Source organism: Gammaproteobacteria bacterium, assembly GCA_016712635.1.
Lineage (GTDB): Bacteria > Pseudomonadota > Gammaproteobacteria > SZUA-140 > SZUA-140 > JADJWH01.
Window position 1 is genome coordinate 82,755 of sequence record JADJQS010000006.1, and the last position, 20,785, is coordinate 103,539.

17 protein-coding genes and 1 pseudogene are annotated in these 20,785 nt (G+C 65.9%); 12 read left to right on the top strand and 6 right to left on the bottom strand.

From position 1 onward, the window contains the following. The first annotated feature begins 7 nt into the window (after positions 1-7). From IPK65_07345 to IPK65_07365, 5 genes are all read left to right on the top strand, one after another. Positions 8-1,948 carry a M48 family metallopeptidase gene (locus IPK65_07345; protein ID MBK8162950.1) on the top strand — a complete coding sequence of 647 codons (1,941 nt, stop codon included), beginning with the start codon at positions 8-10 and terminating at the stop codon, positions 1,946-1,948. Positions 1,949-2,010: 62 nt separating this feature from the next. Continuing rightward, the gene (locus IPK65_07350) at positions 2,011-2,901 is read left to right on the top strand and encodes a patatin-like phospholipase family protein (GenBank protein MBK8162951.1); all 891 of its coding nucleotides are present in this window, start codon (positions 2,011-2,013) and stop codon (positions 2,899-2,901) included. A gap of 151 nt (positions 2,902-3,052) precedes the next feature. Beyond that, a complete protein-coding gene (locus IPK65_07355; protein ID MBK8162952.1) occupies positions 3,053-4,786 on the top strand; it encodes a DUF2339 domain-containing protein in 1,734 nt (577 codons plus the stop codon). Between the two features lie 152 nt (positions 4,787-4,938). Beyond that, complete coding sequence (locus tag IPK65_07360; GenBank protein ID MBK8162953.1) at positions 4,939-7,161, top strand: YgiQ family radical SAM protein; 2,223 nt, start codon at positions 4,939-4,941, stop codon at positions 7,159-7,161. Further along, positions 7,154-7,582 (top strand): HIT domain-containing protein, encoded by a 429-nt coding sequence (locus IPK65_07365; GenBank protein ID MBK8162954.1) that lies wholly within the window; start codon positions 7,154-7,156, stop codon positions 7,580-7,582. The genes IPK65_07360 and IPK65_07365 overlap by 8 nt, the downstream gene beginning before the upstream one ends. Positions 7,583-7,638: 56 nt before the next feature. Here IPK65_07365 and IPK65_07370 read toward each other — a convergent pair whose 3' ends face one another. The 3 genes from IPK65_07370 to IPK65_07380 all read right to left on the bottom strand — a co-directional run bounded on the left by IPK65_07370 (position 7,639) and on the right by IPK65_07380 (position 9,338). Further along, entirely contained in the window at positions 7,639-8,121 is a 483-nt protein-coding gene (locus tag IPK65_07370; protein MBK8162955.1) for a cyclic nucleotide-binding domain-containing protein, read from the bottom strand. 155 nt (positions 8,122-8,276) lie between these two features. Continuing rightward, on the bottom strand, positions 8,277-8,771 hold the full coding sequence (locus IPK65_07375) for a Slp family lipoprotein (protein MBK8162956.1): 495 nt from the start codon (positions 8,769-8,771) through the stop codon (positions 8,277-8,279). 12 nt (positions 8,772-8,783) lie between these two features. Beyond that, complete coding sequence (locus IPK65_07380) at positions 8,784-9,338, bottom strand: Slp family lipoprotein (protein ID MBK8162957.1); 555 nt, start codon at positions 9,336-9,338, stop codon at positions 8,784-8,786. A 175-nt stretch (positions 9,339-9,513) separates the two neighbouring features. Between IPK65_07380 and IPK65_07385 the strand changes: the two genes are divergently transcribed. Both IPK65_07385 and IPK65_07390 read left to right on the top strand, forming a co-directional pair. After that, the gene (locus IPK65_07385) at positions 9,514-10,401 is read left to right on the top strand and encodes an ABC transporter substrate-binding protein (GenBank protein MBK8162958.1); all 888 of its coding nucleotides are present in this window, start codon (positions 9,514-9,516) and stop codon (positions 10,399-10,401) included. Between the two features lie 35 nt (positions 10,402-10,436). Beyond that, the gene (locus IPK65_07390) at positions 10,437-11,075 is read left to right on the top strand and encodes a SprT-like domain-containing protein (protein ID MBK8162959.1); all 639 of its coding nucleotides are present in this window, start codon (positions 10,437-10,439) and stop codon (positions 11,073-11,075) included. Here IPK65_07390 and IPK65_07395 read toward each other — a convergent pair. The 3 genes from IPK65_07395 to IPK65_07405 form a co-directional block, all read right to left on the bottom strand. After that, a complete protein-coding gene (locus IPK65_07395; GenBank protein ID MBK8162960.1) occupies positions 11,033-12,946 on the bottom strand; it encodes an ATP-binding cassette domain-containing protein in 1,914 nt (637 codons plus the stop codon). The two genes, IPK65_07390 and IPK65_07395, sit on opposite strands and share 43 nt — an antisense overlap. Before the next feature lie 58 nt (positions 12,947-13,004). Continuing rightward, positions 13,005-13,202, bottom strand: a complete 198-nt coding sequence (locus tag IPK65_07400) for a DUF1289 domain-containing protein (protein ID MBK8162961.1) — start codon at positions 13,200-13,202, stop codon at positions 13,005-13,007. Between the two features lie 98 nt (positions 13,203-13,300). Next, on the bottom strand, positions 13,301-14,812 hold the full coding sequence (locus tag IPK65_07405) for an NAD(P)H-dependent oxidoreductase (protein MBK8162962.1): 1,512 nt from the start codon (positions 14,810-14,812) through the stop codon (positions 13,301-13,303). Positions 14,813-15,206: 394 nt separating this feature from the next. Here IPK65_07405 and IPK65_07410 point away from each other — a divergent pair, with 394 nt between their 5' ends. From IPK65_07410 to phoU, 5 genes and pseudogenes are all read left to right on the top strand, one after another. Continuing rightward, the gene (locus tag IPK65_07410) at positions 15,207-16,253 is read left to right on the top strand and encodes a PstS family phosphate ABC transporter substrate-binding protein (GenBank protein ID MBK8162963.1); all 1,047 of its coding nucleotides are present in this window, start codon (positions 15,207-15,209) and stop codon (positions 16,251-16,253) included. Between the two features lie 99 nt (positions 16,254-16,352). After that, the gene (gene pstC, locus IPK65_07415) at positions 16,353-17,735 is read left to right on the top strand and encodes a phosphate ABC transporter permease subunit PstC (GenBank protein MBK8162964.1); all 1,383 of its coding nucleotides are present in this window, start codon (positions 16,353-16,355) and stop codon (positions 17,733-17,735) included. Next, a complete protein-coding gene (gene pstA / locus IPK65_07420; protein MBK8162965.1) occupies positions 17,728-19,050 on the top strand; it encodes a phosphate ABC transporter permease PstA in 1,323 nt (440 codons plus the stop codon). Before pstC ends, pstA begins: the two co-directional genes overlap by 8 nt. A gap of 30 nt (positions 19,051-19,080) precedes the next feature. Next, positions 19,081-19,969: pseudogene (locus IPK65_07425) on the top strand (phosphate ABC transporter ATP-binding protein). 49 nt (positions 19,970-20,018) lie between these two features. After that, on the top strand, positions 20,019-20,720 hold the full coding sequence (gene phoU, locus IPK65_07430) for a phosphate signaling complex protein PhoU (GenBank protein ID MBK8162966.1): 702 nt from the start codon (positions 20,019-20,021) through the stop codon (positions 20,718-20,720). Positions 20,721-20,785: the final 65 nt, after the last annotated feature.

Genomic DNA, 20,785 nt, shown 5'->3' on the forward strand with positions numbered 1-20,785 from the left:
CAGGCGCATGAATTTCTACGCGGCACAGGACGAGGCGCGCCGCGCCACCCGCCGCCTGGTCTGGCTGTTCCTGCTCTCCGTCCTCGCGCTGGTGGCGGGGGCCGACCTGCTGCTGCTCGGCGTAATGTATATGTCCGAGCAACCGTATGGCTCCGGCTTCGGGTCTTACGCCGCGCAGGCCGATCCGTCCATCCACCTCGCGGCGGCTGTTCCGGTCCTGCTGGTCATCCTCGCGGGCAGCGTCTACAAGTACCTGCAGTTCTCCGAGGGCGGGCGGCGCATCGCGGAGAGCGTCGGTGCGCGGCCGGTGCCGCCCGGCGACGACGATTCGCAGCGCCGGCGCCTGCTCAACGTGGTGGAAGAGATGGCGATCGCGGCCGGTGCCCCGGTGCCCGCAGTCTACCTGCTCGAGGATGAACCTGGCATAAACGCCTTCGCGGCCGGCATCACGACGGACGACGCGGTGGTGTGCGTGACGCAGGGATGCCTCGCGCTGCTCAGCCGCGAGCAGCTGCAGGGCGTGGTCGCGCACGAGTTCAGTCACATTCTCAACGGCGACATGCGGCTCAATGCCCGTGTCGTCGGCGTGCTGCACGGGATCCTGCTGATCGGGCTCATCGGCGAGTGGCTGGTGCGCGCCGTCGCCCGCGGCCGCCGCCGCTACCGGTCCGCGCGCAGCGACGGCGCGGGCGGGCTGCTCGCGGTGGGCGCCGGCCTGATGGTGATCGGTTACGGCGGCACCTTCTTCGGCCGGCTGATCAAGGCCTCGCTCAACCGCCAGCGCGAGTATCTGGCGGACGCCTCGGCGGTGCAGTTCACCCGCAACCCGGGCGGTATCGGCGGGGCGCTGAAGATGATCGGCGGTCACGCCTTCGGTTCCCGCATCGACAACCCCGCGGCGCCCGTGGTGAGCCATATGTTTTTCGCCGCCGGCCTCAAGGGGCTGTTCGGCGCCGGCGGTTTTGCCCTGTTCGCGACGCATCCGCCGCTGGAGCGGCGCATCCGGCGCATCGACCCCGCGTGGGATGGCCGCTATCCCGCGGTCAAGCCGCTGCAGCGCGAGCCGACGGCGCCGAAACCGCCCGAGCCGACCCCGGTGCAGATCATGGAGAAGGTGGCCGTGGTGCTCGGCGCGGTCCTGGCGCCCCCTGCGCCGGGCGCGGAGGTCAGGCCCGAGCACGTGGACTACGCGCGTTACCTGCTGGCCGGATTGCCCGACGTGATAACCGCCGCCGCGCGCGAGCCTTACAGCGCCCGCGCGCTGATCTACGCCATCCTGTTCGATGCGGACGACGCGGCGCGCGCCGTGCAGATCGAGGCCCTGCGCCTGCGCGAGGAGGGCATCGTGCAGGAACAGGCGCTGGCCTTGCATGCGAGTATCAGGGAACTGGACCGCGCGTACCGCCTGCCCGTCGTCGAACTCGCGCTGCCTGCGCTGCGCGGACTCTCTCCGCCCCAGGCCGGGCGTTTCCTGGACACGCTCACCGCCGTCATCCGCTCCGATCGGCGTGTCACGCTGCTTGAATGGTCCATGGCGACGGTGATTGCAAACACCCTGCAGCCTGCCGCGCGCCATCCCGGATTGCCGGTGCACAGGCTCGATCTGCTGAAGATCCAGGTGCGCGTGATCCTGTCGGTGCTGGCCCATGCCGGGCCGGCGGACCCCGGCGCCGTGGAGCACGCGTTCAGGCAGGGCGCGGAATCGCTCGGCTCGACGGGGCTCGCCGCCTACGACCGCGGTGTGCTGACGTTCGATACGGTCGACAATGCGCTCCGGCAGCTCGACCGGCTGGTTCCGCTCGAAAAGGAACGCCTGCTGATCGCCTGCGCCCGGGTCGTCGGCGCCAACCGCGCGGTCGATGTCCAGGAGTTCGAGGCACTGCGGGCGGTCGCCGCCGCGCTGCATTGTCCGGCGCCGCCGATCGTGATCACGCCCGGCGCAGGGTGACGGCGCCGGCTTGCACCACCCGTCGCGCCGGGCGATGATGCATCTGTCATTTGCCGGGACGGATGTACATCATGACGAGTGTCTCACTGGTGCTGGGCGGCGGCGGCGCGCGCGGGCTCGCGCATATCGGCGTGATCGAGTGGCTGACGGAGAACGGCTACGAGATCCGGTCCATCGCGGGTTCGTCGATGGGCGCCCTGGTCGGCGGCATCTACGCCGCCGGCAAGCTCGAAGTCTACAAACACTGGGTCACGGCGCTCGACAAGGGCGACGTGCTCCGCTTGCTCGATCCGAACCTGGGATTCTCCGGCCTGTTCAAGGGTGCGCGCATCATCGATACGCTGCGCGAACTGCTCGGTGAACGCAATATCGAGGACCTGCCGATCTCCTTCACGGCAGTCGCCACGGACGTGGAGGAACAGAAGGAGGTCTGGTTGAGCCGGGGTCCGCTGTTCGACGCCATCCGCGCCTCCATCTCCGTGCCGCTGGTATTCACCCCGTACAGGATCAATGGACGCCGCCTGCTCGACGGCAGCCTGGTCAATCCGCTGCCGATCGCGCCGACGCTGCGCGACCAGACCGATCTCACCGTCGCGGTGAACCTGAGCGGTCCGCCGGAGAACGCGCCGCCGCCGCCCGCACCCGTGGAGACTGCGACGGGCGCGGGCAACGGATATCGCGTGCGCATCCAGGCCTTCATCGAGGAGCTGCAGGAGCGATTCCGGCCGGAGGAATCCGAGCCGGACTGGAGCTATTTCGACATCATCGCCCTCTCGATGGAGACCATGCAGAACACCATCACGCGCCTCAAGCTCGCCGCCTACACACCGGACGTCACGATCACCATCCCGCGCGATGCGGCGCGTCTGTTCGAGTTCTACCGCGCGCGGGAGCTGATCGAGCTGGGACGGGTAAAGGCGGCGGGCGCGCTCGCGGCATCGTCCGCTCGGTGAGATGCGGCCAGCGCGCAGGGGTAATTGAGTATCAGGCTGCTGCAGCATGTGGAATGCCGGAAATTTTGGGGGAGAATGCGTCAACCGCATCCATGCCTGAACGGCGGTCAAAAGAGTTTTATCTGGGGTTCAACTATCTCAGGAGAGCGGAATGAAAACAATCGAGGAACGATTGGCCCAGATTGAAGGCCGGATTGACAGGCTGGAGCGGTTGTTCAAGTTGATGCTGGCATCGAAGCGCGCTGATGCCGGTGCGGACAAATCTGTACACACGGCAGCGCCTTTGCCGACGGAATCGGAGCGGGGGAAACCGCAGGCAGCTCCTGAGCGGCCAGCGAAACAGGATCCGTGGCAGGCCCGGGAAGGTACGCCTCGCGCGATATCGGTCACTCACGTGCTGGGCTGGACCGGTGCGACGGCATTGGTGCTGGCGATGGCATATCTGATCCGTCTGGCGATCGACGTGGGCTGGCTGACGCCCGCGCGGCAACTCGGCCTGGCGACCCTGAGCGGTTTCGCGCTCATCGGCACCGGTCTCGGGCTGCGCAGCGCCGATCGAAAGTATGCCAGCCTGCTGCCGGCCGGAGGTCTGGTCGTGTTGTTCCTGTCGATCTACGGCGCGCATCTTTATTACCATTTTATCGGGGACCAGATGGCGGCAGGCGCGGTGATCGCCGTCTGTATCGGTTCTTTGTGGCTGAACAGGTTGTTCGAGAGCGAGATCTATGCGCTGTTCGCGGTGGTCGGTTCATACTCGGCGCCGTTTCTCCTGCAGACGTTGTCCGGATCGGTAACCGGTCTGGCGATCTATTATTCAGCGTGGAGCGTTCTGTTTTGCGTCTATGCCGTCTGGATCGGCCAGAGGCGCACCTATCTCCTGGCGGCGTACATGGCATTGCTCGGATTCCACTACCTCTGGGGCCGGATGGCTCCGGACGAATGGGTGGCGGCCTTTACCTTTCAGGTGATTCAGTTCGCATGCTTTCTTGGGGGCGCGGTCGGTTTCTCCATTCGTCACAATAGCCCGATGGAAATGGATGACGCCGTTGCCCATCTGCCGCTGCTCCTGATCTTCTACGCGCTGCAGTATTCTCTGCTCCAGGTTCACCTGCCGGAGTTGGCGCCGTGGATCGCGCTGGGCAGCGCGGCGGTATTGCCGCTGGTTTACCTCCTGGCCAGAAAAACGATGGCACGGCCGTTGAAGGCAGGTGAACTGCTGGTGGGCGCCTATGCCTCGCTGGCGCTGTTCCACGCCGGCTACATGGAGCTGGTTCCGCAGGAGTTCGAGCCCTGGGTCGGTCTGATTGTTCTGCCCCTGGCGGCCGTTTACTTCCTTCTGCGAGGCGGGAATGCTTATGTGACTTGGCCGGTCCGTGCGTTGATCGGGGTAATATTTTCCATCAATTACCTGCGGGTGATCGCCAATACGGGCATCGAGGCGGTACCGGGTCGCGAGATACTGGCGCTGGTCTACGCCTTCGAGCTTTACATCGCCTATTACCTTGTGCAGCGCCTCGGCAGGCTGGAAAATCTCGCCGTCCCGCTGCTGTATGCCGGCCATGTGGCGTTGATGGTTGCCGCCGTCCGGATTTTCGACGAGCGATTGCTGGTCTCTCTTGCCTGGGGTGTCATTGCGCTTGCCTGTCTGGCGCTTGCCTTCAGGATAAATGACAAGGCACTGGGAAAGTCTTCCCTGCTGATCTTCGCCGCATCGGCGATGAAGGTGCTGTTGTTCGATCTCTCCATAGCCACGCCTCTGGTCCGGATCGGTTCCCTGGTGATTCTCGGGGTCACGCTCTACATGGGCGGGTGGATGTACCGGAAGGTGGACAGGCTCGACGAGCGAGCCCGGGCGGCAACAGACGGCAAGCCGCAATCGGTATAAACCGCTGCGGGAAAGAAGTTAAATCTGACCCCATTTTCTTCCCTGCGTAGTATGGGGGAATCGGGGACGGTCCAGCCGTGGTTTATCAGGTATAATGGCCGCTCCATTGAGCCCGAGTTCCGGGGCGGCGTGGTTATCCCCGGGCATCCATGATGCAGACCGCACGTCCTCTATCCTCCTATCGCAAGTTCTGGGCTGCGCGCTTCGGCACGGCGCCGGTCCTGCCGATGTCGCGCGCCGAGATGGACGAGCTCGGCTGGGATTCCTGCGACGTGATCCTGGTCACCGGCGACGCCTACGTCGATCACCCGAGTTTCGGCATGGCGGTGATCGGGCGTGCGCTGGAGGCGCAGGGCTTCCGCGTCGGCATCATCGCGCAGCCGGACTGGCACAGCGCCGAGGCGTTCACGGCGCTGGGACGGCCGAACCTGTTCTTCGGCGTCACCGGCGGCAACATGGATTCGATGGTCAACCGCTACACCTCCGACCGGCGCATCCGCAGCAACGATGCCTACACGCCGGGCGGAGTCGCGGGCAGGCGGCCGGACCGCGCGGTGATCGTTTATGCGCAGCGCTGCCGCGAAGCCTTCAGCGATGCGCCCGTTGTCATCGGCGGCATCGAGGCGAGCCTGCGCCGCATCGCGCATTACGACTACTGGTCGGACCAGGTGCGCCGTTCGGTGCTGCTCGACGCCAAGGCCGACCTGCTGGTGTACGGCAACGCCGAGCGCCAGATCGTCGAGATCGCGCACCGACTCGCCGCGCGCGAGCCGGTGACGGCGCTGACCGACATCCGCGGCACCGCCTTTGTGCGGAAGGGTGCGCCACCGGACTGGTATGAGCTCGATTCCTCCCATCTCGATACGCCGGGAGAGGTCGATGTCCATATCGACCCCTACGCGATGACCGTGCCCGGCAGCGCCGCCTGTGCCACACCGCAGATGACGACCGACGGCGCGCAGATCGTGCGCTTCGAACGCCAGATCCCGCGTGCCGACCGCGCGCGCACGGTGATACGCCTGCCGGACTATGACGCCGTGAAGGACGACCCCGTACTCTATGCGCATGCCTCGCGCGTGATGCATCTCGAGACCAACCCCGGCAACGCGCGCGCGCTGATCCAGCGCCACGGCCAGCGCGAGGTGTGGATCAATCCTCCGCCGATCCCGCTCACCACGCCGGAGCTGGACGGCGTGTTCGACCTGCCCTACGCGCGCCGGCCGCATCCGGCCTACGGCGAGGCGAACATCCCGGCGTGGGAGATGATCCGTTTCTCGGTCAACATCATGCGCGGCTGCTTCGGCGGCTGCACCTTCTGCTCCATCACCGAGCACGAGGGGCGCATCATCCAGAACCGCTCCGAGGCCTCTATCCTGCGCGAGATCGAGACCATCCGAGACGGCGTGCCGGGCTTCACCGGCGTAATCTCCGACCTCGGCGGGCCGACCGCGAACATGTACCGCATCGCGTGCAAGGATCCCGGGATCGAAGCGGCGTGCCGGCGTCCGTCCTGCGTCTATCCCGACATCTGCTCCAACCTGAACACCGACCACTCGGCGCTGATCCAGCTCTACCGCAAGGCGCGCGCGCTGCCCGGAGTGAAGAAGGTGCTGATCGCCTCCGGCCTGCGCTACGACCTCGCGGTGAAGTCGCCCGCCTATGTGAAGGAACTGGTGCAGCACCACGTCGGCGGCTATCTGAAGATCGCGCCGGAGCACACCGAACAGGGCCCGCTGTCGAAGATGATGAAGCCGGGCATGGGCGCCTACGACCGCTTCAAGGCCCTGTTCGATAAATATTCCCAGGAGGCGGGCAAGGAGCAGTACCTGATCCCGTACTTCATCGCCGCCCATCCCGGCACCACCGACGAGGACATGCTGCAGCTCGCGCTGTGGCTGAAGCGCAACGGTTTCCGCGCCGACCAGGTGCAGAACTTCCTGCCCTCGCCGATGGCGACGGCTACGGCGATGTACCACAGCGGCAGGAATCCGCTGCGCAAGGTGACGCGCAAGAGCGAGACGGTACCGATCCCGCAGGGACTGAAACAGCGCCGCCTGCACAAGGCCTTCCTGCGCTATCACGATCCCAACAACTGGCCGCTGCTGCGCGAGGCCCTGAAGCGCATGGGCCGCGCCGACCTGATCGGCAACGGCAAGCGGCATCTGGTACCGGCCTGGCAGCCGGCCGGGACGGGCGAGCAGGCGGAAGGGCGGCGCACGCCGGCAGTGAAAAAGGGGACATTCCTGACCCAGCACACCGGCCTGCCGCCGCAGCCGCGCGCGGCGCGGGGACGTGACGGCGCAAAGTCGCGTGCCGCCCGCGCGGAAACAGGCGTATCCAAACGTCGCGGCCGGGGGCGCGCCGGCAATGGTTGATCTGCACCCGCAACTGAAGGCCGATACGGTCGAGGTCGGCCGCTTCCGCCTGTGCCGGCTGCTGATGATGAAGGACGCGAACTATCCGTGGTTCATCCTGCTGCCGGATCGCGCGGAGGTGACCGAAATCCACCATCTTTCCGCGGACGACCAGCTGCAGCTCGCGCGCGAATCCACCCTGCTGTCCGAGGCGCTGGTCGCGGCCTTCAAGCCCGACAAGCTCAACATCGCCGCGCTCGGCAACGTGGTGCCGCAGCTGCATATCCACCATATCGTGCGCTATCGCCACGATGCCGCCTGGCCCGCCCCGGTATGGGGGCGCGTGCCGGCGGCGGAATACCAGTTTGACTGCCTCAACGGCGTGATTGCGAAGCTGCGCTATGCGCTGGGGGCGGAGTCCGGCTTCAAGCCGGCGGAATAAGATGGAATGGGAAGTGAGGAAGAGGGGACAGATTTCAAATCTGTCCCCATTTTTCTTTAATAACGCCCGCGAATCTTCGAGACGTAATTGACGAGTTCCTGGCTTTCCTGGTTCATGCGCATCAGGTTGGCGTGGGTGATGCGGAACAGCGCGCGCATGACGCCGTAGACGATGTGCGGGTGTTTTTCAAGCAGCGACTCAAAGGCGTCCGGCTTCATGGTGTACACGGTGGCCGGGCCGACCGCGCGCAGCGTCGCCTTGCGCGGCGTGCGGTCGACGAAGGCGCGCGTGCCGGCGCATTCGCCGACCTTCATCGTATAGACCACGATCTCCTGCCCGAGCACGTTGCCGGTGACGGCGAGCTTGCCGTCAATGAGGATGAACAGGGTGTTGTCCGCCTGCCCCTCGGCGACGAGCAGTTCGCCGTCGTGCAGGTGGCGCACCCCCATTATTCCCGCCAGGATCTGGCATTCCTGTTCGCTGAGATCCTCTCCGATCGCCGAGGCGCGGAGCCGCTTGTCATCCACCTTTTCGCTCATATGGACCGTTCCCCCTCAAAGACTGACTCAGGTAGTGGGGATTTTAATGCAAGTGGGACGGCAATACTAATGATGCACCCGGCGCTTTGCTCCCGGGGACAGACGCGTAAGCCTGTCACCTGACACAAGAATTCCGTCACCGTCCGCCTGTGGCGTCAGCGGCCGAAGACCGCACCGATGCCGATGTGGAACTGCGGATCGTTGCGCTGGCTGTCCTTGGGCCAGAGCCGGAGCCCGTCGGGCCGGATGACCGGGTACACGTAGTCCGCCTCGCCGATCTGGCCGCTGCGCGTGCCGCTCAGGGTGCCGCCGACGGTCAGCAGGCGCCCGGGCGCGTAGTCGAGGGTTTCCAGATAGCGTTCATCGGTCACCAGGAAGCGGCCGTTCGGCGTGCGGTCGGTGTCCGGCTGCTGGGAGGAGGCGAGCGGGTAGGACAGCACCTCGATCTGGGTGCCGTTCTGGGTGTTGGAGCTGTTGACGATGACGCCTCCCCACAGGAAGGCCGCGTCGGTGTAGAACTCCGGGTTTTCCGCCACGTCGGACGGGTGTGACTTCGCGTCGTACCTGGCACTGTCGAAGCGCTGGCCGGTGGCGCAGGCCGCCAGTCCGATCAGGGTCGCCGCCAACACGGGAAGGGTCAGGCGATGCATGGGGTGTCGCTCCTATTTTTTCACCGGGTGGCGGTGATTGTAACGATAGGGAGAGTAATAGGGGTACCCGGGGAACCACGGATCGTAGTACCAGGGGGGCGGATAGTTGCGCGGATCGTATTCCGGGCGCGGCGGCCAGAGCAGGTAATTGTTCACCCGCACGCGCGGAAAGGCATAATCGTAGTCACCGATCTTGCGCGTGACCTCGTCCTCGACCACGCCGGAAACGGTGATCTCGCGCTCCTCGGCATAGAGCGCCGGATCGAGGAAGCCGTCGATCACGGCGATGAAGCGACCGGCGCTGCGGTCGGTCATGCGCGGCTGGCCCGAGCCGTCGAGTTCGCGCGCGACGACCTCGACCCAGGTCTCGCTCTCGCGGTTCTCCACCGCGGCGATCGTCCCGCCCCAGCGCACGTGCGCGCCGATGAACTGCTGCGCGTCGACACGCACCTCGGCGACCATGGGGCTGCCGGGCGGTGCATCGCTGATCTCTTTCGGGATATTGGACGCGCATCCCGCGATCAGTCCCGCGCACAGCACACCAGTGACTGTCGATAAGTACTTCATACTCTTTGAGACCCTCCGACCCGGGCAAAGTTGCGGCGGTGAGCCGCCCGGTCTGCATCCGCTATTATAAGGACAGACGCGCCGCGCGCGGACCGGGATCCGCCGGGGCGGTTTCCACGGCGGGTCCGTAGCTGTCATAATTCATCGAATCAACGACTTGGGGCATGGTCGCGGCGTGACACACATTCATCTGATGGCCCTGCGGCATTCCGCCTTCTATGCGCCGTACCTGCTGACGGTGGCGGGCGGTTATCTGCGCGCGGAGGGACTGCAGCCGAGGTACGCGCTCGCGACTCCGGAACGGACGGTTGCGGCGTCACTCGCCGACGGGACCTGCCACGTGGCGCAGTCGGCGGTCGCGACAAGTTTCGCCGCGCTCGAACGCGGCGAGCGCATCGAGGTCGCGCACTTCGCGCAGATCAACGAGCGCGACGGTTTCTTCCTCGCCGGCCGGAGACCCGAGCCCGATTTCACCTGGGACCGCCTGCGCGGCCGCACGGTGCTGGTGGATCACTTCTTCCAGCCGCTCGCGATGTTCCGCTACGCCCTGCACCGCAGGGGCGTCGATGTCGCGGCACTGGAGGTGATCGACGCCGGCGGCGTGGAGGCGATCGAGCGCGCCTTCCGCGACGGGAGCGGTGACTACGTGCACCTGCAGGGTCCGGCGCCGCAGCAGCTCGAACATGAGGGAATCGCTTGCGTGGTCGCCGCCGTCGGGGACGCGGTCGGTCCGGTGGCCTTCAGCAGCCTGTGCGCGGACCGCGCCTGGCTCGCCACCGACATGGCGCGCGCCTTCACGCGCGCCTACCGCCGCGCGCGCGAACACGCGATCGTGGCGCCGGCGGACGGGATCGCCGCGCTGCTGCGGGAGGCCGGCTTCTTCCCGGCGGTCGATCCCGCGGTGCTGGCGCGCACGGTGGCCGCGTACCAGCGCCTGGGTTGCTGGGCGCCCGACCCGGCGATCTCGCCCGCGGCCTATGAGCGTCTGCTCGACGTCTTTCTCTACAGCGGGCTGATCACCCGGCGGCATCCTTATACTGCGGCGGTGGTCCCGCCGCCTTGAGCAGCCGTGGCGTGATCCTGCACAATGGGCGTCATATGAACCGGTACGAAGCGATCGATGACATGCGGCAGGCAGCGGTGGTCGAGGCGACGCACGCCTGGATCGCGCGTGCGGGCGCGATCTTCGGCCGCCGCTTCGAGCCGATCCCGGTGCTGTTCGACCTCATGGGCCGCGCCGCGGGGATGTACCGGGTGCGGCGCGGCGAGCGCGTGATCCGCTACAACCCGTACCTGTTCGCCAAATACCCGCATGACAGCCTCTCGGTGACGGTGCCGCACGAGGTCGCGCATTACGTTACCGACCGCCTGTACGGCCTGCGCCGCGTGCGTCCGCACGGGCGCGAGTGGCGCGCCGTGATGCAGGACTTCGGCGTCGATCCCTCCGCCGCGAGCGAGCATGACCTGGAGGGGATACCCACGCGCGCACAGCGTCGCCACGCCTACCGCTGCGCCTGTCTCGTCCATCCGCTCACCACGCGGCGGCACAACCTGATCCTGCACGGTGCGCGCTACCGCTGCCGCCGCTGCGGGGATGAACTGTTCTATTCGGGACAGCTGGAGACGGATACCCGGGGTCAGGGTAAAAACTGTTCAGCAACCGGGACAAATGATGTGCAGGATTGCGAAAGTTCTTACTCTGACCCCAATTTATCGAGCGACTCCCAGCGGTCGTAGGCCAACTGCAGTTCCCGGCCGAGCTCCTCGAGGCGCGCGAGCGCGGCGGTGATGGCGGCCTTGTCCTGCTGGTAGAATTCGCCGCTGCCAGCCTCCTGTTCGAGCTGCCGCTGTTCCTGCTCCAGCGCCTCGATGCGTCCCGGCAGGGCTTCGAGTTCGCGCCTTTCCGCAAAGCTCAGCTTGCGTTTCGCCGGCGTTGTTGCCGCGGCTTTGTGCGTCGCCGCAGGCAGTGCGCGCGGCGTCTTGTCCGCGGCGGGGCGCACGCCCGGCGACGGAGGGGGGCGGCGCTGGCGCAGCCAGTCCTCGTAACCGCCGACGCATTCGGAGACGTGGCCGCCGCCCTCGAACATGATCGTGCTGGTGACCAGGTTGTCGAGGAAGCTGCGGTCGTGGCTGACGATCAGCAGGGTGCCGTCGTAATCCGACAGCAGGTCCTCCAGCAGTTCGAGGGTGTCCACGTCGAGGTCGTTGGTCGGCTCGTCCAGTACCAGCATGTTGGCGGGTTTGGTGAACAGGCGCGCGAGCAGCAGGCGGTTGCGTTCGCCGCCGGAGAGGATGCGCACCGGGGCGTCGATGCGTTCCGGCGGGAACAGGAAGTCCTTCAGGTATCCGACCACGTGGCGCGGACGGCCGCGCACCTCGACGAAGTCGCTGCCCTCGCTGATGTTGTCGCGCACGGTCTTGTCCGGATCGAGCAGTTCGCGCTGCTGGTCGAAGTAGGCGATCTGCAGGCGGCTGCCGTGTACCACGTCGCCGGAATCGGGACTGAGCTCGCCCAGGATCAGCTTCAGCAGCGTGCTCTTGCCGGAGCCGTTCGGTCCCATGATTCCGATGCGGTCGCCGCGCACGATGCTGGTGGAGAAGTCGCGGACGATGCAGCGGCCGCCGTAGCTGAAGCTGACGTGGCGCAGGTCGACCACGCGCCGGCCCGACGCCTCTCCGGCGTCGACGGCGAGGCTGGCCTTTCCCGCGGCGTCGATGCGGCCCGCGCGCTCGCGGCGCATCTGCTCCAGCAGGTTCACGCGGCCCTCGTTGCGCGTCCGCCGCGCCTTGATGCCCTGGCGGATCCACACCTCGTGCTCGGCGAGCTTGCGGTCGAACCGGGCATTGGCCTGCTCCTCGGCCGCGAGCATCTCGTCCTTGCGGCGCAGGTAGTTCGCGTAGTCGCCCGGGAACGAGGTGAGGCGGCCGCGGTCCAGTTCAATGAGGCGGGTGGCGAGCCGGCGCAGGAAGGTGCGGTCATGGGTGATGAAGATCAGCGCGCCGCGGAAGGACAGCAGGTAATCCTCCAGCCAGTCGATCGCCTTGATGTCCATGTGGTTGGTCGGCTCGTCGAGCAGCAGCAGGTCGGGCGCGCTGACCAGCGCCTGCGCCAGCATCACGCGGCGCCGCACGCCGCCGGAGCATGTGTTGACGGCCTGGTCCGGCGGCAGGTCGAGTCGGCTCAATACGGTCTCGACCTGCTGCGCCAGGTTCCAGCCATCACGTGTCTCGATCTGCTGCTGCAGTGCGGACAGCTCGGCGAGCGCGCCGGGCGCGGCGCCGTCGAGCCGTTGCGCCGCCCGGTGGTAGTCGCCGAGCAGCCGGCCGACATCGCCCAGCCCGGCGCTTACCGCATCATAGATGGTCGCATCAATGTCGAGGGGAACCTCCTGTTCCAGGTGCGAGACGCGCAGGGTGTCGCGCCGCCAGACCTTGCCGTCGTCGGGCTGAGCCTTGCCGCTGAGCACGCGGAACAGGGTGGATTTTCCCGCGCCGTTGCGTCCGATCAGGCACACCCGCTCGCCCGCCGCGATCTCGAAACTGACATGGTCGAGCAGGGGGTGGTGGCCGTACGCGAGCGAGACCTCGTTGAGCGTGAGGAGCGTCATGGCTGAATTGCGCGCGGCGCGGTCCCGGGTGCGCCGGATCCAGCCGCCGTCCGGCGGTTTATGACTGCGTGCTGCCGGTGCCGCCCGCCTGCGGTTTCTTCTGCGCCGCCAGGCGTTCGACGATCTTGAGGCGCTCCTCGTCGGAGAGCTTGTACCAGGTATTGGACTCTTTATCCGTCATCCCGCATGCGGTGCACACACCGTTATCATCCATGATGCACTCGCTGACGCAGGGCGATTTGACTGCACTTCCCATGGGATCTCCTCAGACAGTTTACGCCGTTCGGCCGGGTTCGATTTCCGGGCGCCATTATCGCATAGAATCCGCGCCGGGATGCGTCACCGTGGCTGTACCTACAGCGTATTCCAGAACGGCACCGCGACGAACCACAGTATGTAACTCAGGGCGGTGGCCATCAGGCCGTTGATGCGCGTCGGGCGGCGGTACCTCCGCCGGTAGCGCTGCAGCATGACGAGCAGCAGCGCCGCGTGCGGCAGCACGAACCAGCCTATGCCCGCATAGCTGTCCCCGCCGATCCCCAGCACCTGCCACGCCAGCGCGAACGCCGCCGCGGCCACGACCGCCGCCATGCAGAACACGAGCGCGCGACCGGCCCCGAGTTCGGCCACCAGCGTGCGCTTGCCCACCGCGGAATCGGCCTCCAGGTCCGGGATCGCCGACAGCGTGATGGCGGGCAGGATGGACCAGAACAGGGGCAGGCCGAGCATCCAGGGCAGGGGGTCCGCGGCCGGTCCGCCCAGCAGCAGCCAGCCGCAGACGACGGCGAGGAAGCTGTGAGTGAGTGCGACCACAACCTCGCCGAGGCCGCGCCAGCAGAACCGCAGGGGCGGCGACGTATAGCCCAGGCAGAGTATCACGCCGCTCACGCATAGCGCGCCCAGCGTCGCCGCCGGCACGCCGCCCGCGGCGGACAGCAGCAGGCCGCTGGCGGCGAAGCCGGTGAGCGCGAAGGCCAGGCCGTAGCGCACCTCGGCGAAACTCAGCGCGCCGTCGACCAGCACGCGGGAACCGCCGTTGAACGGGCTGAAGTTGCGATTGCGGCGGTCGCTGTCGTAGTCGACATATTCGTTGATCAGCACGGCGGCGAACTCGAGCAGGAACACCGCGAGATATCCCAGCCAGTACACCGGCTGCGCAAACACGCCGACGCCGTGGGCCATACCCGCACCCAGCGTATAGGCGAGCCAGGTCATCGGGTAGAACTGCAGGCGCATCGCCCGGATCCAGCTCAGCGTCTTCGCCGCCACGGCCTCGCCGCGGTCCGGCACGCCGAGAGCGAGGCGGCGCCCGGCCGCGCGCGCCTTCTCGATCCAGTGCGCCCGCTGCGGCGGCGTGGAATTGAACACGGTACCGAAGCGCAGCACGCGAACCGGCGTGACGCCGCAGAACTGCAGGGTGGCGCGCTTGAGCGCGTTGATGCCCGGCTGGCCGTAGATGAGGCGGTAGACCCAGCCCGGGGTATCCATGGTCGTGATGATCTGGGCCGTTTTTCCCTTCAGCAGCCTGTCCCAGGTGCCATCGTCATGCATCTGGAAGGCGAAGCCGGGCGAGAAGATCCGGTCGATGAATCCCTTGAGCAGGGCGGGCATCATCCCCCACCAGTTCGGAAAGACGAAGGCCAGGTGATCCGCCCAGGTGACGTGCGCGCGGGCCTGGGCCAGGTCGGGTTCATCGCCCTGCGCGTCCTGCGGCCGGGTGGGATAGTTGGTGTCGAAGGCCAGATCGCCGAGGCGCAGGATACGGACATCCTGTCCGGATTGACGCGCGCCTCCGGCATAGGCCTCGGCCAGCGCACCGCACAGGCTGGAGTGATTGGGGTGACCGAGGATGACCAGGACCTTCATGCGCCCTCCGGGTGTCGTTCGAAGCGCTCATCCGTCCGCTCCGCAATTATTCGGTGTCTACCTGTGCTGGTAAATAATGCGTGATTTTGCATGAAGTTAGCTGCTAATACAAACATCAGCCGCACTCGCCGGCTCGTGTGTATCCCCATGACCCAGGCAGAATAGGGGAATTGTGACGCCCGCGTGACACCGGCCGTGCGAGAATGGCCCGGGCAGTAATGCCGCAGGCCGGTTGTAATTAAACTGTCATACAGCTCCTTTATAAAGTCGGTGTTCGCAAACAGCGCCTCACCAGGGGTGCATTCAGAGGGAATGACCGGTGGCCGCGATGGATGCCCCGCCGCGGCGCCGGCCCAGGTGATCAACCTGACTGATATATTAAGAGGAAAACGACATGCTTAGAAAACCGGTTCTAATGGCGACATTCACCGCAGCCCTGCTGGCTGCCGCCGTGTCCGCGCAGGCCGCGCGCGACTATATCAGTATCGTGGGCTCGTCCACGGTCTATCCCTTCAGCACGGTAGTAGCCGAGCAGTACGGCAAGGCGACCAAGTTCAAGACCCCCAAGATCGAATCCACCGGCACGGGCGGCGGCTTCAAGCTGTTCTGCGCCGGCGTCGGCGTCGAACATCCGGACGTCACCAACGCCTCGCGCGCGATCAAGAAGAGCGAATACGACGCCTGCCAGCAGAACGGCGTGAAGGATATCATCGAGGTCAAGATCGGCTACGACGGTATCGCCGTCGCGAACTCGAAGAAGGCGGCACAGATGCAGTTGACGCTGCGCGACATCTACCTGGCCCTGGCCAAGGAAGTGCCGGATCCGAAGGGCGGTGACCGCGTGGTGCCGAATCCCTACAAGACCTGGAAGGATGTCAACCCGGCCCTGCCCGCCAACAAGATCGAAGTCCTCGGCCCGCCCCCGACTTCGGGCACGCGCGACGCCTTTGCCGAGCTGGCACTGGAAGGCGGCTGCCAGACCTTCAGCTGGATCAAGGATCTCAAGAAGAAGGACGAGGACCAGTTCAAGCGCATCTGCATGACCGTGCGCGAGGACGGCGCCTACATCGAGGCCGGTGAAAACGACAACCTGATCGTGCAGAAGCTGGAAAGCAACCCCAACGCCGTCGGCGTCTTCGGCTACAGCTTCCTGGACCAGAACCGGGATTATGTCCAGGGTTCCATCGTGGACGGCGTGGCCGCCGAGTATGATGCGATCGCGGAAGGGAAATATCCGATCTCGCGGCCCCTGTTCTTCTACGTGAAGAAGGCCCACATCGGGGTGATCCCGGGCATCGAGGAATTCCTGAAGGAGTTCAGCAGCGAGAAGGCCTGGGGCCCCGAGGGTTACCTGTCCGATCGCGGTCTGATCTCCATGCCGGACGCCGAGCGCGCCAAGTTCCGCGATGCGGCGGTGAAACTGACGCCGATGTCGATGTAAGATCCGTAACGCGGCGGCCGGCGCATGCCGGCCGCCGCATTTTTGTCACGAACGTTGTTTGATATTTTACTGCACAGAAATATAACGACGGTCTAGGCCATGCAAACCTCCATGCTGATCATGGTCCTGCTGATCCTCAGCTCGATCGCCTTCTACCTGGGGCGGCGGCGCGCCCTCTCGGTCGCGCAGGGCAAGGTCCGCAACCTGCATTCCCTGCCGTCCTACTACGGTTACTACGTCGCCCTGTGGTGCGGACTTCCCGCCCTGCTGGTGGCGGGCATCTGGTTTTCCGCCGAGGATGCGATCATCACGGGCATACTGGTTGAGAATCTGCCGCAGGAGATTCGCAGCCTGGATCCGGGCCGGATCAACCTGGTGGTCAACGATATTCGCAATCTGGTCAGCGGCAACGTCACCTCGCGGGAGGCCGACGCGGCCATGCTGGCGGCGTCAGACCATTACCGCCAGTTGCGCGCTACGAGCCACGCCGCGCTGAGCGTCGTCGCGCTCGCGCTCGTCATCGTCGCCGGCACCTTCAGCCTGGCACGCATCAGGCCGGATTACCGCGCCCGCAACGCCGTCGAACGCATCGTCATGGCGCTGCTCATCGCCTGCTCGAGCATCGCGATCTTCACCACTATCGGCATCGTGCTCTCGGTGCTGTTCGAATCGCTGCGCTTCTTCCAGACGATTTCCATCTTCGAGTTCCTGTTCAGCCCGCACTGGAGCCCGCAGACCGCGCTCCGCGCCGACCAGGTCGGTTCCTCCGGGGCGTTCGGCGCCGTGCCGCTGTTCGCCGGCACCCTGCTGATCTCGTTCATCGCCATGGTGGTGGCGGTGCCGATCGGCCTGCTCTCCGCCATCTACCTGTCGGAATATGCCGGCCCCAGGCTGCGCGCCAACGTGAAGCCGCTGCTCGAGATCCTCGCGGGCATCCCGACCGTCGTTTACGGATTCTTCGCGGCCCTGGTCGTCGCCCCGATGATCCGCGACGCCGGCGCCACCCTCGGCCTCGACGTCGCCTCGGAGAGCGCGCTCGCCGCCGGGCTCGTGATGGGCATCATGATCATCCCCTTCGTCTCCTCGCTGTCGGACGACGTCATCAACGCGGTGCCGCAGGCGCTGCGCGACGGCGCCTACGCCCTGGGCTCGACCCAGTCGGAGACGGTGCGCAAGGTGATCCTGCCGGCCGCGCTGCCCGGCATCGTCGGCGGCATCCTGCTGGCCGTGTCACGCGCCATCGGCGAGACCATGATCGTGGTCATGGCCGCGGGCCTGTCCGCGAACCTGACTGCCAACCCGCTGGATGCGGTCACCACGGTGACAGTGCAGATTGTGACCCTGCTGACGGGAGACCAGGAATTCGACAGTCCGAAGACCCTGGCCGCGTTCGCCCTCGGCCTGGTGCTGTTCGTCGCGACGCTGCTGTTGAACGTATTCGCCCTGCATATCGTGCGGAAGTACCGGGAGCAATATGAATAATCAGGAAAGGGATAACGCCGGCGCCGACGGGCTGGATTCCCGGCGCACCATCGAGATCGTGCGCGCCGGTCTGAAGCGGCGCCAGGCGGCGGAAACGCGCTTCCGTATCTACGGTTTTGCGGCGATCGTGCTCGGCCTGGCGTCCCTTTCAGTGCTGTTCGTGAGCATCGTCGGCAACGGCTACACAGCCTTCACGCAGACCTATATAAAGGTACCGGTATACTTCGACCCTGCCGGGATCGATCCCGAAGGGACGCGTGATCCGGAGACGCTCAACACCGCCGATTACGCCGGTCTGGTGAAGGCATCCCTGCGTGAGATGTTCCCTGCCGTGACGGATCGCAGCGAGCGTCGTGATCTCTACAGCATCATCAGCACCGGCGCGGGCTTCGAGCTGCGCGACAGGGTGCTGGACGATCACGCTCTGATCGGCGCCCGGCAGGAAGTCTGGCTGGTGGCCGACGACGAGGTCGACATGCTGATGAAGGGCCACGTTGATCGCACGGTTCCTGAGCTGGACCGGCGCGTCAAGGACGACCAGATCGCCTGGATCGACCAGCTCGTCGCGGACGGCCGCGTGGAGAAGCGCTTCAACACGAATTTCTTCCTTGCGGGCGACTCGCGCGATCCGGAACTGGCCGGCATCCGCGGGGCGCTCGTCGGATCCTTGTACACGCTGCTGCTGACCCTGCTACTGTCCTTCCCCATCGGGGTGGCTGCCGCGGTCTACCTGGAGGAGTTCGCGCCGCGCAACCGGCTGACCGACCTGATCGAGGTCAACATCAACAACCTCGCGGCCGTGCCCTCCATCGTGTTCGGCCTGCTGGGACTCGCGGTGTTCATCAACTTCTTCGGTATTCCGCGCTCCTCGCCGCTGGTCGGCGCGCTGGTTCTGACGTTGCTGGTGCTGCCCACCATCATCATTGCGAGCCGCGCCGCGCTGAAGTCGGTGCCGCCCTCGATCCGCGAGGCCGCGCTCGGCGTGGGCGCCTCGCCGATGCAGGCCATGTTCTACCACGTGCTGCCGCTCGCCATGCCGGGCATGCTGACCGGAACCATCATCGGCATGGCGCATGCGCTCGGCGAGACCGCGCCGCTGCTGATGATCGGCATGGTGGCCTTCATCGTGACCGTACCCGGGGGTGTGTTCGACCCGGCCACCGTGTTGCCGGTGCAGGTCTTCCTCTGGGCCGACAGCCCCGAGCGGGCGTTCGTCGAGAAGACCTCGGCGGCCATCCTGGTGCTGCTCGCGTTTCTCATCCTGATGAATGCGGTCGCCGTCATCCTGCGCAAGCGGTTCGAGCGCAGGTGGTGATTTTACGAATACCTGCAAGAGGGCTGGCATATGTCATCTGTAGATACGGTTGATGAAGCGGTACAATTGGATCGGACCAATGTCAAGAAAGTGGTGAAGGGCATGGATTCACTGACTACGAAGCGGGAACAGCGGGAGACTGTCGGCGATGTGCGGGTGGAAGATCCGCGCGTGCGCTGCAACGAAATCAACGTCTACTATGGCGCGAAGCAGGCGGTGATGAACGTCAACCTCGACATCGGCCGCAACGAGGTGATCGCCATGATCGGGCCCTCCGGCTGCGGCAAGTCGACCTTCCTGCGCTGCCTCAACCGCATGAACGACACCATCGTGGGTTGCCGCGTGACCGGCCAGATCTTCATGGACGACCAGGACATCAACGCATCCGGCATCGACGTGGTCCCGCTGCGCGCGATGGTCGGCATGGTGTTCCAGAAACCGAATCCGTTCCCGAAGTCGATCTGGGAGAACGTTGCATTTGGTCCGCGCATCCACGGCCTGGCGCAGAACAAGGCCGAGCTCGAGGAGATGGTCGTCACCAGCCTGCAGCGCGCCGGCCTGTGGGGTGAGGTTGAAGGACCGGCTCGACCAGCCGGGCACCGGGCTGTCCGGCGGCCAGCAGCAGCGCCTGTGCATCGCGCGCACCATCGCCGTGAATCCCGAGGTGATCCTGATGGACGAGCCGTGCTCGGCGCTCGACCCGATCGCGACCGCGGTGATCGAGGACCTGATCGACGAGCTGCGCGAGCACTATTCGATCTGCATCGTCACCCACTCGATGCAGCAGGCCGCGCGCGTGTCGCAGCGCACCGCCTATTTCCATCTCGGCAACCTGATCGAGGTGGGCGAGACCACGCAGATCTTCACCAATCCGGTGCACAAGCTCACCGAGGATTACATCACGGGACGCTTCGGCTGACGGCTCCGCCGCGCGGCATCATCAACCCGTACCGACACGGGAGCGACATATGGTTCAGTCTCTGGAAGGACATTCCGTACGCCGTTTCGACGGCGAACTCAACAACCTGCATATGCGCGTGCTGGAGATCGCCGGCCTGGCGGTGGACCAGGCACGGCTGGCGCTGCACGCCCTGGGCGGGCGCGACCTCGACGCGGCCCGCAAGGTCATGCGTCGCGAGCGCGACGTGGACAGGCTGGAGGTCGAGGTTGACGAGGAGATCGTCGCGATGCTGGCCCGGCGTGCGCCGCTGGCGATGGATCTGCGCGTGATCATCTCGTTCTCCAAGATCGTCTCACACCTCGAACGCGTCGGCGACGAGGCAATGCGCATCGCCGACCTGTGCATCCGCATGTACGAGACGAATCCGGAGGCGGACGGTGGTGGAACGCTCAACGACGCCCATGCAATGAGTCTGGCGGCGGGTCAGATCCTTACCCAGGCGGTCGAGCTGCTCGATACCCTCGACATCGACCGCGCCGAGGCCCTGCTGACGGACCAGGGCATCATGCAGCGCGAGTTCGAGGCGGGTTTGCGGCGCCTGGCGAATCTGGTCCCGGGCGACAGCCGCTCGTTGGGCCAGGCGATCGACGCCGTGCTCATCATGAAGGCGCTGGAGCGCATCGGCGATCACGCGCGCAACCTGGCCGAGTACGTCGTCTACATGGTCAGCGGCACCGACGTGCGCAATCGGCAGGAGATCAGGCGGTGAACGGTCCCCCCGTGCCGGGATGACGGCGCGGGTGTTCAGCGCCCTCTATCTCTCTCGTAGCAGAA

Excerpts from the sequence above, each read along its gene's own strand:
- IPK65_07400 (MBK8162961.1), bottom strand. The coding sequence starts at position 13,202 with ATGGGAAGTGCAGTCAAATCGCCCTGCGTCAGCGAGTGCATCATGGAT.
- IPK65_07370 (MBK8162955.1), bottom strand. The coding sequence starts at position 8,121 with ATGAGCGAAAAGGTGGATGACAAGCGGCTCCGCGCCTCGGCGATCGGA.
- IPK65_07395 (MBK8162960.1), bottom strand. The coding sequence starts at position 12,946 with ATGACGCTCCTCACGCTCAACGAGGTCTCGCTCGCGTACGGCCACCAC.
- IPK65_07410 (MBK8162963.1), top strand. The coding sequence starts at position 15,207 with ATGCTTAGAAAACCGGTTCTAATGGCGACATTCACCGCAGCCCTGCTG.
- IPK65_07375 (MBK8162956.1), bottom strand. The coding sequence starts at position 8,771 with ATGCATCGCCTGACCCTTCCCGTGTTGGCGGCGACCCTGATCGGACTG.
- IPK65_07365 (MBK8162954.1), top strand. The coding sequence starts at position 7,154 with ATGGTTGATCTGCACCCGCAACTGAAGGCCGATACGGTCGAGGTCGGC.
- IPK65_07380 (MBK8162957.1), bottom strand. The coding sequence starts at position 9,338 with ATGAAGTACTTATCGACAGTCACTGGTGTGCTGTGCGCGGGACTGATC.
- IPK65_07355 (MBK8162952.1), top strand. The coding sequence starts at position 3,053 with ATGAAAACAATCGAGGAACGATTGGCCCAGATTGAAGGCCGGATTGAC.
- phoU (MBK8162966.1), top strand. The coding sequence starts at position 20,019 with ATGGTTCAGTCTCTGGAAGGACATTCCGTACGCCGTTTCGACGGCGAA.
- IPK65_07390 (MBK8162959.1), top strand. The coding sequence starts at position 10,437 with ATGAACCGGTACGAAGCGATCGATGACATGCGGCAGGCAGCGGTGGTC.
- IPK65_07360 (MBK8162953.1), top strand. The coding sequence starts at position 4,939 with ATGCAGACCGCACGTCCTCTATCCTCCTATCGCAAGTTCTGGGCTGCG.
- IPK65_07350 (MBK8162951.1), top strand. The coding sequence starts at position 2,011 with ATGTACATCATGACGAGTGTCTCACTGGTGCTGGGCGGCGGCGGCGCG.
- IPK65_07405 (MBK8162962.1), bottom strand. The coding sequence starts at position 14,812 with ATGAAGGTCCTGGTCATCCTCGGTCACCCCAATCACTCCAGCCTGTGC.
- pstA (MBK8162965.1), top strand. The coding sequence starts at position 17,728 with ATGAATAATCAGGAAAGGGATAACGCCGGCGCCGACGGGCTGGATTCC.
- IPK65_07345 (MBK8162950.1), top strand. The coding sequence starts at position 8 with ATGAATTTCTACGCGGCACAGGACGAGGCGCGCCGCGCCACCCGCCGC.
- pstC (MBK8162964.1), top strand. The coding sequence starts at position 16,353 with ATGCAAACCTCCATGCTGATCATGGTCCTGCTGATCCTCAGCTCGATC.